The sequence below is a fragment of the Vandammella animalimorsus genome, from assembly GCF_002285285.1.
GTDB classification, from domain to species: domain Bacteria; phylum Pseudomonadota; class Gammaproteobacteria; order Burkholderiales; family Burkholderiaceae_C; genus Lampropedia; species Lampropedia animalimorsus.
Map to the genome: position 1 here is coordinate 124,747 of NZ_NSJF01000006.1, position 14,886 is coordinate 139,632.

Genomic DNA, 14,886 nt, shown 5'->3' on the forward strand with positions numbered 1-14,886 from the left:
TCAGCCAATCTCCAGGCCTTTGCTGCCGTTGCGGATGCTGCCCTCCAAGCCCATCTGGCGCAGCGCCGCCTTGGCATCGTGCATGCGGGCGTTGAGCTCCTGCGTGTTGCCGGTCTTGACCGCATCCACGTAGATGCCCAGTTGCAGGCTGCCCATCCAGTACAGGGTTTCGGCCATGCGCTGCTTCTGGGCCGCATCCATGCCGGCCACGCTCTGTTCGCCGGCCATGGCCGTCTGCAGCTGCTTGACCAGTGGCTGCATGCTCAAGCGATTCAAGTCCTGCTGCTGGGCGATGCCATAGTTCACCAGCACCCAGAAGGCCATGGCCGTGGCCAGGCTGTGCGGCTCATAGCCATCGGCGCGCAGCGCCTGATGCACCTGCTGCACGAAGCCAGCCTGCTGCAAGCCTTGCAGGCGCTGCTCGGCCTGGGCATCCAGGCGCCCTTGCTGGCGCAGGTAGTCGCGCAGCGATTGCACCATCTCGCCACTGACTTGCCGGGCCACGGCCTCGCTGTGCTGGTAGCGGTGCGCGTCGGGCCGCGCCGGGCGCTTGGCGCTGCCCATCGCCTTGCCTGGCTTGGCCGCGCCATAGAGCTGCCGGTACTGCGCGCTGCCTTCTGCCTGGGGCTTGCGCGCTTGGTGCCTGCGGCGGTTTTGTTCGTTGAGCAGCTTGTTCTGCTCCAGCGTGCGCCGATAGGCATCCTCAATCATCCAGGTCGGGTTGATGTAGGCGTCCACATACGCCTGCGCAGGCTGCAGCGGCAGGGTCAGCGCCAAGCCCAGGGCCAGCGCAGCCGCCTGCTGCCGCCTGCACGTTTGCTCTGGGTGACAGCCCTGGCTTCGACGACATGGCCGCGCGCTTGAAGTGCTTCTTGCATGATGTGTCCCTCCTCGGCTTGACGATCAAGAGCCTGCCATTGTCTCTGCACTGGGCTTGTGCCGGGCATCATTTACACTGCCCGTTCCTTTTAATTAGCCTAGGAGGCTCTTGCCATGAAACCCATTCAATTGATTGCCCTGACTGCCTTGGCTGCAGCCCTGACTGCCTGCGGCAGCGCCCGCAAACCGGCCGAGCCGCAGCAGGAAATTGCCAACGTGCCCGTCAGCCCGACCCAAGCCACCGATGGCGTGCTCATCGGCCCCAAGGGCATGACGCTCTACACCTTCGCCAAGGACAAGGCGCACAGCGGCACCTCGGTGTGCAATGACCAGTGCGCCATCAACTGGCCGCCACTGGGCGTGGACAGCAAGGCCAAGCCGATGGGCGACTACAGCATCATCGTGCGCGCCGATGGCAGCAAGCAGTGGGCCTATAAGGGCATGCCGCTGTACTACTTTGCCAAGGACAAGCAGCCAGGCGACAGACTGGGCGATGGCCTGCTCGAGGGCAACTGGCGTCTGGCCCGCCCCTGAGAGCCTGCTCTCTTCTGGAAAGCTCTGCCAAGGCTCGCGCAGAGCTTTCCTTGCCAGATGGGCGGCTGCCATGGGGATTTGAGGTGCTTTTGAAAATCAGCCCAAGCGCAAGCCCGTAGAATCCGCCCCATCATGGAGCCCGTTGCACTCAGTACCATTGTTCTTTTGCCGTTCATTGGCAGCCTGATTGCCAGCGCGCTGCCTTCCAACGCGCGCAACATCGAATCGACCATGGCCGGCCTGATTGCGCTGTTTTGTGCTGTGCAGTTGGCCATGTACTTCCCCGGCATTGCCCGGGGTGAAGTTTACGAGCAGGACTTCCTCTGGCTGGCCAGCTACGGCCTGAACCTGTCCATGCGCATGGACGGTTTTGCCTGGATGTTCGGCATGCTGGTGTATGGCATCGGCGCGCTGGTGGTGCTGTATGCGCGCTATTACATGTCGCCGCAGGATCCGGTGCCGCGCTTTTTCTCCTTCCTGCAGGCCTTCATGGGTTCGATGGCTGGCGTGGTGCTGGCGGGCAACATCATCCAGCTGGCCTTCTTCTGGGAGCTGACCAGCATCTTCTCCTTTTTGCTGATCGGCTACTGGCACCACCGCAAAGATGCGCGCCGCGGTGCGCGCATGGCCCTGACAGTCACCGGCGCGGGCGGGCTGTGCCTGTTTGCCGGCGCGCTGCTGCTGGGGCACATCGTCGGCAGCTACGACCTGGACAATGTGCTGGCCGCTGGCTCGCAAATCCGCAACCACAGCGCCTACACCACGGTGCTGGTGCTGGTGCTGCTGGGGGTGTTCACCAAGAGCGCACAGTTCCCGTTCCACTTCTGGCTGCCCAATGCCATGGCCGCGCCCACCCCGGTGTCGGCCTACCTGCACTCGGCCACCATGGTCAAGGCCGGGGTGTTTTTGCTCGGGCGCTTCTGGCCGGTGCTCAGCGGCACACAAGAGTGGTTCTGGATCGTGAGCATCGTCGGCGCCACGACGCTGCTGTTCGCGGCCTTCATGGCCATGTTCCAGAACGATCTCAAGGGCCTGCTGGCCTATTCGACAATCTCGCACCTGGGGCTGATCACGCTGCTGTTCGGCCTGAATCGGGAGCTGGCGGCCGTGGCTGCAGTCTTTCACATCATGAACCACGCCACCTTCAAGGCCTCGCTGTTCATGGTGGTGGGCATCGTCGATCATGAAACGGGCACACGCGACATCCGGCGCCTCTCCGGCCTGCGCAAGCTGATGCCGGTGACCACGGTGCTGGCCCTGGTGGCCACGGCGGCCATGGCCGGTGTGCCGTTCTTCAACGGCTTTCTCTCCAAGGAAATGTTCTTTGCCGAGACGGTGCTGGTGCACGCGCCTGCCTATATCCAGGCCAGCTTGCCGGTGCTGGCGGTGACCTTTGGCATCTTCAGCGCCATTTATTCACTGCACTTTGCCTACGACGTGTTCTTCGGCCCCAAGGCCGACGACCTGCCCAAAAAGCCGCACGACCCGCCCATCTGGATGAACGTGCCCGTCGGCCTGCTGGTGGTGATTTGCTGCGCCGTGGGCGTGCTGCCCAATCTGACGGTCGGCAGTTTCCTGGCCGCGGCGGCCACGCCCGTGGTCGGCGGCCAGCTGCCAGAATACAGCCTGGCCATCTGGCATGGCATCAACAAGCCGCTGATCATGAGTGTGATCGCGCTGGTGGTGGGCACGGGCCTGTTTTTCTTCGTGGCGCGCTACGTGCGCGGCAAGGGCTATCTGGTCGATTACGCCTTCACCTGGACGCTGACGGGTCAGCGTATTTTCGAGTACACGCTGGCCTCGCTCACGCGCACCAGCCGCTCGCTGCGCCTGCGCCTGACCACCAACCGCCTGCAGTGGCAGATGTTCTGGGTCGTCATGGTGACCTTCCTGGCCGTGGGCCTGCCGCTGTGGCATGGCGGGCTGACGATTGGTGACCGCGCCGTGCAACCGATCTCGCCGGGCTTTGGTGCCATCTGGTTCGTAGGCACCATCTGCGCCATCGCTGCGGCCTGGCAGGCCAAGTTCCACCGCCTGGCCTCCATGGTGATGCTGGGCGCCACCGGCCTGTGCGTGGTGCTGAGTTTTCTGTGGTTCTCGGCGCCTGATCTGGGGCTGACGCAACTGACAGTGGAAATTGCCACCACCATCTTGCTGCTGCTGGGCTTGCGCTGGCTGCCCCAGCGCGACAAGTCCATCCGCCCGGCCAGCTGGGCCATTGACCAGAGCGTGGCCCAGGCGCGGCGCGCTCGCGATCTGGTGATTGCGCTGGTTGCCGGCAGCGGCATCGCGCTGCTGACCTATGCCATGCTCAGCCGCCCGTTTGACGACAGCGCCTCGACCTTCTACCTGGAGCGCGCCTACACCGAGGGCGGCGGCACCAACGTGGTGAACGTGATGCTGGTGGACTTTCGCGCCTTTGACACCTTTGGCGAAATCGTCGTGCTGGCCATCGTGGCGCTGACGGTGTATGCGCTGCTGCGGCGCTTCCGCCCGGCCCGCGAAACCATGGACCTGCCCATGCAGCAGCGCGTGCTGCCCGGCGATTTGATCACCGACCTGTTCAACCCGCGCCAGGCCAAGGACACGGCCATCGGCTACTTGACCGTGCCGGCCGTGCTGGTGCGCCTGCTGCTGCCCATCACCACGCTGGTGTCGGTGTACTTCTTCATGCGCGGCCACAACGAGCCCGGCGGCGGCTTCGTGGCCGGGCTGGTGTTCTCGCTGGGGCTGCTGCTGCAGTACATCGTCTCGGGCACGCAATGGGTCGAGGCCAATCTGACGCTGTACCCGCGCCGCTGGATCGCCTTTGGCCTGGCCTGCGCCATCGCCACCGGCGCCGGTGCGTTCTATTGGGACTACCCCTTCATGACCACGCACACGGCGCACCTGGAGCTGCCCTACCTGGGCGAAATCCACATCGCCAGCGCCATGTTCTTCGACCTGGGCGTGTTTGCCGTGGTGGTGGGCGCCACGCTGTTGATCCTCACCGCGCTGGCCCACCAATCCACACGCGGCCACCGCTACCACGCGCGCAAGCTGGAAGAGGAGGCCGAGGCGCGCGAGGCCGCACGGGTCAACTACATGCGAGCCAAGGCTGCCTATGAGGCCGTGGCGCGCTTCAACGTCGATCCCCAGAACCCGCACAACAGCTGAGGAGAAGGCCACGCATGGAAATCGTCCTGTCCATCGCCATCGGGGTGCTCACCGGCGCCGGCGTCTGGCTGCTGCTGCGGCCGCGCACCTTTCAGGTCATCATCGGCCTGGCGCTGCTGGGCTATGCCGTCAACCTGTTCATCTTCTCGATGAGCCGACTGGGTCTGGCCATCGACAAAGAGCCCGTGCTGCGCCCAGGCGTGCCCCAGGATCTGCTGCACTATGCCGATCCGCTGCCGCAGGCCCTGGTGCTGACGGCCATCGTCATCGGCTTTGCCACCACAGCGCTGTTTCTGGTGGTGCTGCTGGCGCTGCGCGGCATGACCGGCACTGACCACGTGGACGGCCGCCTCTCCGCCGAGAAAAACGAAGCCTCATGAAAGACTGGCTGCACTCCCTGATGCCCCACCTCATCCTGGCGCCCGTGTTGCTGCCCATGGGGGTGGCGGCGCTCATCCTGCTGCTGGGCGAGGAGCGCCAGCGCATCAAGCTCACGCTCAGCCTGATGTCCTGCCTCAGCCTGCTGGGCGTGGCCGTATTCCTGCTGCAGTGGAGCCACCAGCAAAGCTCGGCCACGACCATGGGCGTGTACCTGACAAGCAACTGGCCGGCGCAGTTCGGCATCACGCTGGTGCTGGATCGGCTGGCGGCGCTGATGCTCACGCTCACGGCGCTGCTGGCGCTGGCCTCGGCCATCTATGCCTCGGCGCGCTGGCACCGCGCCGGCGTGCATTTCCACGCGCTGTTTCAGTTGCAGCTCATGGGCCTCAATGGGCTGTTCCTCACGGGCGACCTGTTCAACCTGTTCGTGTTCATCGAGATCCTGCTGGCCGCCTCCTACGGGCTGCTGCTGCACGGCTCGGGGCGTTTTCGCGTACAGGCCGGGCTGCACTACATCGCCATCAACCTGCTGGCCTCCTCGCTGCTGCTGATCGGCATTTCCATGCTCTACGGCATCACCGGCACGCTGAACCTGGCGCACATGGCCAGCATCATTCCCTACGTGGCCGACGAGGATCGCTCGCTGCTGCACGCCGCCGCTGGCGTGCTGGGCGTGGCCCTGCTGATCAAGGCCGCCGTCTGGCCGATGAATTTCTGGCTCACGCGCGCCTACAGCGCCGCCACCGCACCGGCCGGCGCGCTGTTTGCCATCATGACCAAGGTCGGCATCTACATGGTGCTGCGGCTGTGGACGCTGCTGTTCGGCTACGACGCCGGGCCTTCTGCCCAGTACGGCGGCCAGTGGCTGACCTACGCCGGCATGGCCACCATCGCCGTAGGCTCAATTGGCGTGCTCAGCTCGCAAAAGCTGGGCAATCTGGCCGGTTACAGCGCCATCGTTTCATCAGGCACGCTGCTGGCGGCCATGGGCTTTGGCCAGAATCTGCTGACGGCCGGACTGCTGTATTACCTGGTCAGCTCCACGCTGGCCATCAGCGCCTGCTTCCTGCTGGCCGATTTGATGGACCGCTGGCGCAACGACGGCGCGGATTACGCCCCCTACGAGGCCGAGGACGAGGCGCCCTTTCTCACCGCCGATCTGCAAGGCCGGCTGCAATCGCTCAACCTGGACGAGCGCGAGCAGGCCCTGGTGGGCCGGCCCATGCCTGCGGCCGTGGCGTTGCTGGGCCTGGGCTTCATGGCCTGCACTCTGTTGATTGCCGGGCTGCCGCCGCTGTCGGGTTTCATCGGCAAGTTCACCATGCTCACGGCGCTGCTCAATCCGCTGGGCATGGGCGGCTCCTCCGGCCAGCAGCTGGACAGGGATGGCTGGCTGCTGCTGGCCCTGCTGATCGGCTCGGGCCTGCTGGCGTTGATCGCCCTCTCGCGCGCGGGCATCCGCCATTTCTGGGCCTCGCACGACCGCAATCCGCCACTGGTCAAGATCGGCGAGGGCATTCCGCTGGCGCTGCTGCTGGGCTGCTGCGTGACCATGACGGTGCAGGCCGACGACGTGATGCGCTACATGCAAACCACCGCCAATGCGCTGTACGCGCCCGACGATTACATCCAGTCGGTGCTGCAAACCCAGGTCAAGCCCTATCCCACGCAAACCACTGGCAGCGCCGCAGGCTCTGCCGAGGCCGGGGCCAGTGTCGATGAGGCCGCTGCCAGCGCCGCGGCCACGCCCGGCGAGCAGACACCAAGCGGCACTTCGGGGCTGGAGGCCAAGCCATGATCGCCAGACTGTTCCAACTGCTGTTTCCCTCGCCACTGCTGTCGCTGCTGCTGATGGTGCTGTGGCTGGTGATGACGCAAATCTACACCCGGGGCAACGCGCTGCTGGCGCTGGTGCTGGGGCTGGTCATTCCAGTGTTCAGCGCCAATTTGCGGCCACGCTCCAAGCGCATGCGCCACCCGCTGACCGTGCTGCGGCTGTGCCTGACCGTCATGGTCGATGCCTGGCATTCAAACTGGTTGGTGATCCGCATCCTGCTGCAGCCCAGCCTGACGCGGCAGGACACCTCGATCTTCGTGCGCATCCCGCTGGAGATGCGCAACCCCAATGGCCTGGCGGTGCTGGCGGCCATTGTCACCATCACCCCCGGCAATGCCTGGGCCGAGCTGTCCATGGACCGCAGCACGCTGCTGCTGCACGTGTTCGATGGCCGCATCGACGAGCAAACAGTCATCCAGACCGTCAAACAGCGCTACGAGCGCCCCCTGATGGAGATTTTCGAATGAACGGATCCGTGCTGGCCTGGGCCCTGCCCATCACCCTGACCATGCTCGCACTGTCCATGCTGATGGTGACGGTGCGCCTGCTGATCGGCCCCAGCGCCCAGGATCGCATCCTGGCTCTGGACTGCCTGTACATGCTGGGCATGTACGTCATGCTCACACTGTCCATCTACTACGACAGCAGCGCCTACTTCGAGGCCGCCCTGCTGATTGCCCTGCTGGGCTTTGTCAGCACTACGGCCATGGCCAAGTTCCTGCTGCGCGGCGAGGTCATCGAATGAGCGAGGCCGCCACCTTCAACCTGCCGCTGTGGGCGGAAATCATCGTCGCCTTCTTTGCGCTGTGCGGCGGGCTGGTGGGCCTGCTGGGCGCTTCGGGCGTGCTGCGCCTGCCCACTTTTTTCGCCCGCGTGCACGCCCCGGCGCTCATTACCACCGCTGGCATCTGGTGCCTGATGCTGGCCACCATCACCTACTTTTCCGTGCAAAGCGGCAGCCTGGCGCTGAACGTGCTGCTGCTGGGCCTGTTCATTGCCATCACCGCGCCCGTGACCACCATCTTCCTGATGCGCGCTGCGCTGTTTCGCTCGCGCCAAAGCGGCGAAGACGTACCGCGCAGCGTCAACATGCTGCAACTGGCCGTGCCCAAGCTGGCGCCGGAAAAGGACGATGACGCCGGCGACAGCCATAACGATGGCGATAGCGATGGCGGCAATGCCGACGAGACCCGCGATGCGCCCGATATGAACGGGCCCGATATGAGCGCGCCCGATGCGCACTCGCCCGGCCCGAGCCCGAACACGCCCGAGCCAGCCAAGCCGCAATAACTCCGCCCAGCCCCGGCTGGCCGGCATGCCACAGCGCGCAGCGCGTGCCCCACTCCCTGCTTGACCCATGCCTTCTGCCTCCACCGCCGCGCCCAGCGCTTGGCCCTACCCGTTCTGGATCGCCCACCGCGGCGCCGGCCTGCTGGCGCCTGAAAACACCCTGGCGGCCTTTCGCCACGGCGCCTCGTACGGCTATCGCATGTTCGAATGCGATGCCAAGCTCAGCGCAGACGGCGTGCTCTACCTCATGCACGATGCCCAGCTCGATCGCACCACCAATGCCCAGGGCGCTGCTGCGCACTGGTGCTGGACGCAGCTGGCCCAGCTGGACGCCGGCAGCTGGCACGGGCGGCGCTGGGCGGGCGAGCCCCTGCCCACGCTGGCGGCGCTGATGCGTTGGTGCATCGCCAACCACTTCGCGCTGAACATCGAGATCAAGCCCATCCCCGGCACCGAAGAAGCCACCGGCGCGGCCGTGGCGCGGCTGGTGCAAACGCTCTGGCCGGCCGATCTGCTGCCGCCGCTGCTGTCCTCCTTCCAGCCTGCGGCGCTGCGCGCTGCGCAGCAGATCAACGCGCAGCAAATGCGCGCTCTGCTGCTGGCGCAGTGGCAGGAAGACGCCCTGCCCACCGCCCAGGCGCTGGGCTGCGCCGCACTGGTCTGCCAGCACACACTGTGGGATCCACAACGTCTGGCCGCCACCCATGCCCAGGGCCTGCGCGCGCTGAGCTACACCGTCAACGACGTGGCCCAGGCCCAGGCCCTGCAGGCCATGGGCACGGACGGCATCATCACCGACCGGGTTGACGCCTTCAGCCCCGCCGCACAGCCCCCTGCCGCCGTGCGCTGACCCTGCCGGGCGCAGGCCCTGGGCCAGCGCCTGCACCTCGCCTTCTTTTGCCAACCATGTTCAAAAACCTGTTGATCTACCGCATCGCACAGGGCTGGGAGCCCGAGCTGGGCGCCGCCACCCAGGCCCTGCAGGCGCAGCACTTCAGCCCCTGCAGCGCCACGCAGGAGCAATCGAGCGGCTGGCTGCCGCCGCGCGGCCAGGAGCACGCGCCCATGATCGAATCCATTGGCGGGCACTGGATCATGCGCCACGTCACCGAAAGCAAAATCCTGCCCGCCTCGGTCGTCGATGCCCAGGTCGAGCAAAAAGCCGCCGCCATCGAGGCCCAGACCGGGCGCCGCCCCGGCAAGAAAGAGCGCCGCGACCTCAAGGACGAGGCGCGCCTGAGCCTGCTGCCGCTGGCCTTCACCAAAACCCACGGGCACTGGGTCTGGATCGACCCGCGCCAGCAGCTGCTGGTCATCGACGCTGCCAGCCCGCAGCGCGCCGACGCCATCCTCACCGCGCTGGTCGAGCAATGGCCTGGCTTTGTGCCGCGCATGCTGCAAACGCAAGAGGCCCCAGCCTCGGCCATGGCCGCCTGGCTGCAGGAGCAGGCCGCGCCCGGCGCCTTCAGCCTGGGCGATGAGTGCGAGCTCAAGGCCACGGACGAAACCCGCGCCACGGTGCGCTACGCCCGCCACGCGCTGGAGATCGAGGAAATCCAGGGCCATCTGCAAGCCGGCAAGCGCCCCACCCGCTTGTCGCTGGGCTGGGGCGATCGCTGCCAATTCGTGCTTACCGATACCCTGCAGATCAAAAAACTGGCCCTGAGCGATGCCGTCTTCGAAGGCCAGGGCGGCAGCGACGAGCGCTTCGACACCGACGTGGCGTTGACCACCGGCGAGCTGTCGCAGCTCATCCCACAACTGCTCGAGGCCCTGGGCGGCGAGCAAGCGCCCGCTTGAGTGCCAGATCGAGCGCCAAATCGAGCGCCCATTCACGCCGCCGTCAAGACAATCCAGCCCATTCACGCACCGCCTGCCACACCGCGCCATGCCCGAATCCCTGCAACACCTGGCCTGGCTGTGGGTGCCCATCACACTGTTCGCCGCCCTGGCCCAGACCGTGCGCAACACGGCCCAGCGCAGCCTGATTCAGGAGCTGGGCACACTGCCGGCCACGCTGGTGCGCTTTCTCTACGGCCTGCCCTTTGCCGCGCTGTGGCTGGCCTTGCTGCACCTGCTGCCGGCGCAGCGCCCCGCACTGCCCGACATCAGCCTGACCTACCTGGGCTGGATTGCCCTGGGCGCCATCTTCCAGCTCGCTGGCACGGCCGCCCTGCTGCTGGCGATGAAGGAGCGCAACTTCGCCGTGGCCGTCACCCTGAGCAAGACGGAAGTGCTGCAGCTGGCGCTGTTTGCCGCCGTATTCCTGCATGAGCTGCCCTCGCCGCTGGCCCTGCTGGCCATGGCCGTGGCCAGCGCTGGCGTGCTGCTGCTGTCGCTGCCGCCGCGCGACCAGCTGCTGTCCCTGCCTGCCTGGATGAACCGCTGCGCCCTCTACGGCCTGGCCTGCGGCTGCTGCTTTGCCATCGCCACGGTGGGCTTTCGCGGCGGCGCGCTGGCCTTGAACGCCCCCAGCCCCTGGCTGTCGGGCGCCTGGGGCGTGCTGATCGCACAAACCTTGCAAACCCTGGGGGCCGGGCTATGGATCCAGTGGCGCACCCCGCAAGGCCTGGCGCCGGTGCTGCGCGCCTGGCGCATCTCGCTGCTGGCCGGCAGCATGGGCGCGGCCGCATCGCTGGCCTGGTTCACGGCCTACGCCATGCAAGGGGCCGCATCCGTGCGCACCCTGGGCATGGTGGAAGTGCTGCTGAGCTACCTGGTCTCACGCCGCCTGCTGAGCGAACACTTCAGCCGCGCCGAAAAAATCGGCATGGGCCTGATGCTGCTGGGCCTGGTGGTGACCTGCCTGCAGGCCTGAGGCCCGCCCGCGCTCAGCGCTGCAGCGCTTTGTGTGACGGCTATCATTTCGTGCGTCTTTGCGCGTCTTGCCCGCCGTCCCCGATGCCTGATTCAGCCTCTGCCCCAACTGCCGCCTCCGCTGCCACTTCTGCCTTTCGCCTAGCGCCGCTGCTGCTGGCCGCGCTGGTGGGCACCATGGCCATGATGGCCTACGTGGCCATCATCGGCCCCGTCGTGCGCCAGCTGGGCGTCTCGGAAATGGTGGCGGGCATTTCCATGTCCATCGGCGGCGTGTTCTGGATGCTGCTGGCGCGCACTTGGGGCCGCACCAGCGATCGGCTGGGCCGCAAGCCCGTGCTGCTCATCGGCCTGGGCGTGTTCACCCTGACCTATGCGCTGCTGGCCGTGTTCGTCGATCTGGCCCTGCACCAGGCCCTGCCGGCCGCGCTGATCGCCGCCGTGCTGATCGCCGCGCGCAGCATCATCGGCGCGTTTTACGCTGCCGTGCCGCCCACGGCGGCGGCCACCATCGCCGACCGCGTCGCGCCCGAGCTGCGCCACCAGGCCATGGCCAAGCTCGGCTCGGCCAATGCGCTGGGCATGGTGGCCGGGCCGGCCATCGTCAGCCTGGTCAGTGGCTGGGGCCTGCAGTGGGGCTTTTACGCCACTGCCGCCCTGCCCCTGCTGGGCCTGCTGGGCATTGCCCTGTGGCTGCCCGCCGGCCTGCCGCCACAGGCACCGCAAGGCAGCGGCAACCAGCCTGCCCATGCCGCCGCCCCAGCGGCCCAGACCAAGGCCCGGCCCCATCTGCCGCTGTGGGATGCACGCCTGCGCCTGGCCATGGCCACCGCCTTCGTGGCCATGATGTGCGTGGCCGTGGCCCAGGTGGCCGTGGGCTTTTTCGCCATGGACCAGTTCGGCCTGAGCGAGGAGCGCGGCGCGCGCCTGGCCGGCCACGCGCTGACCTGCGTGGGCCTGGCGCTGATCCTGTCGCAGCAGTGCGTCATCCACCTCAAGCGCATTGCGCTGCGCCATTGGGTGATGGCCGGCGCGGGCATCTCCGCGCTGGGCTTTGCCAGCGCGCTGCTGGCCAGCCAGCCCTGGCATTTGCTGCTGGCCTACGCCATCGGCGCCTTCGGCATGGGCTTTGTCTTCCCCGCCTTCCAGGCCATGGCGGCCAATGCCGTGCAGGCCCACGAGCAAGGCGCGGCCGCCGGCAATGCCTCAGCCGCGCAAGGCCTGGGCATGGTGCTTGGGCCCATGCTGGGCACAGGCCTGTACACCCTCTCGCCCGTGGCCCCCTACGCCGGCGTTGCGCTGAGCCTGCTGGCCCTGGCCGCCGCCGTGGCCTGGCATGGCGCACGGCGGCCTTGAAGCGCTCCGGCCACCCGCGCAACAATGCCCGGCGCAGCGCCTGCTGCAATGCCAAACGCCCTCGGATGCACCCACCCCAGGAGCTTTTTTGATGAAACACCGTTTACTCTGGGCAGCGGCCCTGTTGTTACCCGCCACGCTGGCGGCGCAAAGCCTGCCCGCACCGCCGCACGACGCCCAAACCACGCCCCAAGCCGCAACCCAGACGGCAGCCCAAACAGCAGACCAGACGCTGGCCGCCCATCTGCCCAGCCAGGCCCAGCGCGTGCAGGTCTATGCCAGCACGCATTGGTTCTTCGCCGCCCAGCCTTACGACCACCACACATTGCGCGGCATAGTGCGCGGCTGGCTGCAAGATCGGGCGCTGTACCGCGCGCTGGACGATGCGGCCCAGGTGCAGGCCAGCATGGCCCGCCTGCGCGCCGTGCGGGTGCGCACCGATGCCAAGGCACAGGCAACACGGACGGAGCAAGCGCCATGCCTCATCAACCCTTTTATGCTGTGGGACATCAGCGACGGGCAAGACGCACTGACCAGCCTGGCCCTGCCCATGCCCGCGCAAAAGCCCTCCAGCAAGGACAGCCCCGACCCCTTCATCCCAGCCTGCCTGGAGCGCGGCGGGCAGGCTTACGCGCTGGAGGTGAACCGCGCCGACGTCTGGCAAGCGATCGAGCCATTGCTGAAGCCGCCGCGCTAACCGCCCATTTACCTTCGCTTCAACAACAGCAGAAGTGCGCGCTCTGGCGAGCCGCTGCATGGCAAGTCCTTCCCCACAGCTGGGTCAGCATGCTGGCCTTTGTTCAAGCAGCAGCCCACCACAACGTCACTTTCTCCGCTGATTCAAAGACCTTGCTCAGGCCCTAAAATCGCGGCGCTTTTCAGCAATCATTCTTATTTGCGCTGTTTGTCATGACCAATTCACGCCACCGCCATCCCTTGCTGCAAACCTGGCCGCCCGAGTTCGTGGCGCGTTACCGCGCAGCGGGGTATTGGCGGGGCGAGACCATGGCCAGCTTTCTGCAGGCCCAGGCCCAGCGCCGCGCCGATCACACGGCCCTGGTGGGCTACTCAGCGGCCGGCGGTACTAGTCAGCCGCTGGCGCGCTGGAGCTATGCCCAGTTCTGGCAGAAGGTGGAGACGGCAGCGGCCGGCTTTCTGGCCAGCGGCTTGCAGCCGGGCGATCGCGTCGTGGTGCAAATGGGCAATGTGCCTGAGTTTTACAGCGTGGTGTTCGGGCTGTTTCGCGCCGGGCTGATTCCGGTCTATGCCCTGCCTGCACACCGCACGCGCGAGATCGCCCATTTCATCGACAAGGCCGAGGCCTCGGCCTACGTGGCCTTGCAGCAGTACGAGCAGTTCGATTACCGCACGCTGGCGCGCGAGTTGCGGCAGCGGGCGTTTTCGCACGATTTGTTTGAGCAGGTGTTCATCGTCGGCGGCGATGCGGCGGAGTTCACGGCGTTTGACGCCTTCCAGAGCGATGCGGCGCGCCTGCCCGATCTGGCCAGCGCCGATGCCGACCCGCAGGCCGTGGCCTTCTTGCAGATTTCCGGCGGCAGCACGGGCCTGTCCAAGCTCATCCCGCGCACGCACGACGATTACATCTACAGCTTCCGCGCCAGCAATGAGATCTGCGGCATCACGCAGGACAGCGTGTACATGGTGGCCCTGCCTGCGGCGCACAACTTCCCCATGAGTTCGCCCGGGGCCTTTGGCGCTTTTTACGCCGGGGCCACGGTGGTGCTCAGCCCCTCGCCCTCGCCCGAGGCGGCCTTCCCGCTGATTGCGTCCGAGCGCGTCACGGCCGTGGGCCTGGTGCCGCCGCTGGCGCTGCTGTGGGCGCAGGCGGCCAGCGGTACAGGTGGTGCGGGCCAGGCGCACGATTTGAGCAGCCTGCGCACGCTGCAGGTGGGCGGCGCCAAGCTCACGCCCGAGGCGGCGCGGCGCGTCAGCGCTAGCCTGAGCTGCCAGCTGCAGCAGGTTTTTGGCATGGCCGAGGGCCTGGTGAACTACACCCGGCTGGGCGATGACGAGGCCACCGTCATCGAAACCCAGGGCCGCCCCATCAGCGCCGATGACGAGGTGCTGGTGGTCGATGACCTGGGCCAACCCGTGCCCGAGGGGCAGCCGGGCTATTTGCTCACGCGCGGGCCTTACACCATCCGCCGCTACCACAATGACGATGCGGCCAATGCGCGCAGCTTCACCGACGATGGCTACTACCGCACCGGCGACATGGTGCTGCGCAACGCGCGCGGCTACCTGACGGTGCAGGGCCGCGCCACCGACCACATCAACCGCGCGGGCGAGAAGGTCTCGGCCGAGGAGATCGAAGACCATCTGCTGGCCCACCCGCAGGTGTTCGATGCGGCGGTAGTTTCCATCCCCGACGAATATCTGGGCGAGCGCAGCTGCGCTTTCGTCATCGCCCGCCAGGGCGAAAAACCGCGCGCCATCGAGATCAAGCAGTGGTTCAAGGGCCGCCAGATTGCCGCGTTCAAGATCCCGGACCAGATCGTGTTCGTGGACAGCTTCGAGACCACGGCCGTGGGCAAAACCAGCCGCAAGGAGCTGCGCGCCCGGCTGCGCGCGCAGTTGCTGGCGCAAGACGCGCCGGCAGCGCGCTGAGCGCCTGC

14 protein-coding genes are annotated in these 14,886 nt (G+C 66.7%); 13 read left to right on the top strand and 1 reads right to left on the bottom strand.

All coding sequences use genetic code 11. The annotated features are described in order from the left end of the window. Positions 1-777 (bottom strand): DUF6683 family protein, encoded by a 777-nt coding sequence (locus CK620_RS11580; RefSeq protein WP_095550424.1) that lies wholly within the window; start codon positions 775-777, stop codon positions 1-3. A 216-nt stretch (positions 778-993) separates the two neighbouring features. On the opposite strand from CK620_RS11580, the gene CK620_RS11585 reads away from it, so the two are divergent. The 13 genes from CK620_RS11585 (at position 994) to CK620_RS11645 (ending at position 14,878) form a co-directional block, all read left to right on the top strand. Beyond that, positions 994-1,413: a COG4315 family predicted lipoprotein gene (locus CK620_RS11585; RefSeq protein ID WP_172424568.1), complete on the top strand. Its 420-nt coding sequence runs from the start codon at positions 994-996 to the stop codon at positions 1,411-1,413. 132 nt (positions 1,414-1,545) lie between these two features. After that, the gene (locus tag CK620_RS11590; RefSeq protein ID WP_095550425.1) at positions 1,546-4,569 is read left to right on the top strand and encodes a monovalent cation/H+ antiporter subunit A; all 3,024 of its coding nucleotides are present in this window, start codon (positions 1,546-1,548) and stop codon (positions 4,567-4,569) included. A gap of 14 nt (positions 4,570-4,583) precedes the next feature. Further along, positions 4,584-4,949 carry a Na+/H+ antiporter subunit C gene (locus CK620_RS11595; RefSeq protein WP_095538420.1) on the top strand — a complete coding sequence of 122 codons (366 nt, stop codon included), beginning with the start codon at positions 4,584-4,586 and terminating at the stop codon, positions 4,947-4,949. After that, positions 4,946-6,748 carry a monovalent cation/H+ antiporter subunit D gene (locus tag CK620_RS11600; RefSeq protein WP_095550426.1) on the top strand — a complete coding sequence of 601 codons (1,803 nt, stop codon included), beginning with the start codon at positions 4,946-4,948 and terminating at the stop codon, positions 6,746-6,748. The genes CK620_RS11595 and CK620_RS11600 overlap by 4 nt, the downstream gene beginning before the upstream one ends. Beyond that, positions 6,745-7,254: a Na+/H+ antiporter subunit E gene (locus CK620_RS11605; protein ID WP_238946114.1), complete on the top strand. Its 510-nt coding sequence runs from the start codon at positions 6,745-6,747 to the stop codon at positions 7,252-7,254. The genes CK620_RS11600 and CK620_RS11605 overlap by 4 nt, the downstream gene beginning before the upstream one ends. Further along, positions 7,251-7,532, top strand: a complete 282-nt coding sequence (locus CK620_RS11610) for a K+/H+ antiporter subunit F (protein ID WP_095538418.1) — start codon at positions 7,251-7,253, stop codon at positions 7,530-7,532. Before CK620_RS11605 ends, CK620_RS11610 begins: the two co-directional genes overlap by 4 nt. Continuing rightward, on the top strand, positions 7,529-8,077 hold the full coding sequence (locus CK620_RS14440; protein ID WP_095550427.1) for a monovalent cation/H(+) antiporter subunit G: 549 nt from the start codon (positions 7,529-7,531) through the stop codon (positions 8,075-8,077). The genes CK620_RS11610 and CK620_RS14440 overlap by 4 nt, the downstream gene beginning before the upstream one ends. Before the next feature lie 67 nt (positions 8,078-8,144). Continuing rightward, on the top strand, positions 8,145-8,927 hold the full coding sequence (gene ugpQ, locus CK620_RS11620; protein WP_095550428.1) for a glycerophosphodiester phosphodiesterase: 783 nt from the start codon (positions 8,145-8,147) through the stop codon (positions 8,925-8,927). 56 nt (positions 8,928-8,983) lie between these two features. Then, positions 8,984-9,877, top strand: a complete 894-nt coding sequence (locus CK620_RS11625) for a recombination-associated protein RdgC (protein WP_095550429.1) — start codon at positions 8,984-8,986, stop codon at positions 9,875-9,877. Between the two features lie 88 nt (positions 9,878-9,965). After that, complete coding sequence (locus CK620_RS11630; RefSeq protein ID WP_095550430.1) at positions 9,966-10,895, top strand: hypothetical protein; 930 nt, start codon at positions 9,966-9,968, stop codon at positions 10,893-10,895. Between the two features lie 83 nt (positions 10,896-10,978). Further along, positions 10,979-12,250, top strand: coding sequence for an MFS transporter (locus CK620_RS11635; protein ID WP_095550431.1), 1,272 nt, complete (start codon positions 10,979-10,981; stop codon positions 12,248-12,250). A 91-nt stretch (positions 12,251-12,341) separates the two neighbouring features. Then, complete coding sequence (locus CK620_RS11640; RefSeq protein ID WP_143326083.1) at positions 12,342-12,947, top strand: hypothetical protein; 606 nt, start codon at positions 12,342-12,344, stop codon at positions 12,945-12,947. 212 nt (positions 12,948-13,159) lie between these two features. Next, entirely contained in the window at positions 13,160-14,878 is a 1,719-nt protein-coding gene (locus CK620_RS11645; RefSeq protein WP_095550433.1) for a (2,3-dihydroxybenzoyl)adenylate synthase, read from the top strand. Positions 14,879-14,886 lie beyond the last annotated feature (8 nt).

What these genes read in the sequence shown, in the direction of transcription:
- CK620_RS11625 (WP_095550429.1), top strand. Translation starts at nt 8,984, where the DNA reads ATGTTCAAAAACCTGTTGATCTACCGCATCGCACAGGGCTGGGAGCCC.
- CK620_RS11595 (WP_095538420.1), top strand. Translation starts at nt 4,584, where the DNA reads ATGGAAATCGTCCTGTCCATCGCCATCGGGGTGCTCACCGGCGCCGGC.
- ugpQ (WP_095550428.1), top strand. Translation starts at nt 8,145, where the DNA reads ATGCCTTCTGCCTCCACCGCCGCGCCCAGCGCTTGGCCCTACCCGTTC.
- CK620_RS11610 (WP_095538418.1), top strand. Translation starts at nt 7,251, where the DNA reads ATGAACGGATCCGTGCTGGCCTGGGCCCTGCCCATCACCCTGACCATG.
- CK620_RS11585 (WP_172424568.1), top strand. Translation starts at nt 994, where the DNA reads ATGAAACCCATTCAATTGATTGCCCTGACTGCCTTGGCTGCAGCCCTG.
- CK620_RS11635 (WP_095550431.1), top strand. Translation starts at nt 10,979, where the DNA reads ATGCCTGATTCAGCCTCTGCCCCAACTGCCGCCTCCGCTGCCACTTCT.
- CK620_RS14440 (WP_095550427.1), top strand. Translation starts at nt 7,529, where the DNA reads ATGAGCGAGGCCGCCACCTTCAACCTGCCGCTGTGGGCGGAAATCATC.
- CK620_RS11640 (WP_143326083.1), top strand. Translation starts at nt 12,342, where the DNA reads ATGAAACACCGTTTACTCTGGGCAGCGGCCCTGTTGTTACCCGCCACG.
- CK620_RS11605 (WP_238946114.1), top strand. Translation starts at nt 6,745, where the DNA reads ATGATCGCCAGACTGTTCCAACTGCTGTTTCCCTCGCCACTGCTGTCG.
- CK620_RS11645 (WP_095550433.1), top strand. Translation starts at nt 13,160, where the DNA reads ATGACCAATTCACGCCACCGCCATCCCTTGCTGCAAACCTGGCCGCCC.
- CK620_RS11630 (WP_095550430.1), top strand. Translation starts at nt 9,966, where the DNA reads ATGCCCGAATCCCTGCAACACCTGGCCTGGCTGTGGGTGCCCATCACA.
- CK620_RS11600 (WP_095550426.1), top strand. Translation starts at nt 4,946, where the DNA reads ATGAAAGACTGGCTGCACTCCCTGATGCCCCACCTCATCCTGGCGCCC.
- CK620_RS11590 (WP_095550425.1), top strand. Translation starts at nt 1,546, where the DNA reads ATGGAGCCCGTTGCACTCAGTACCATTGTTCTTTTGCCGTTCATTGGC.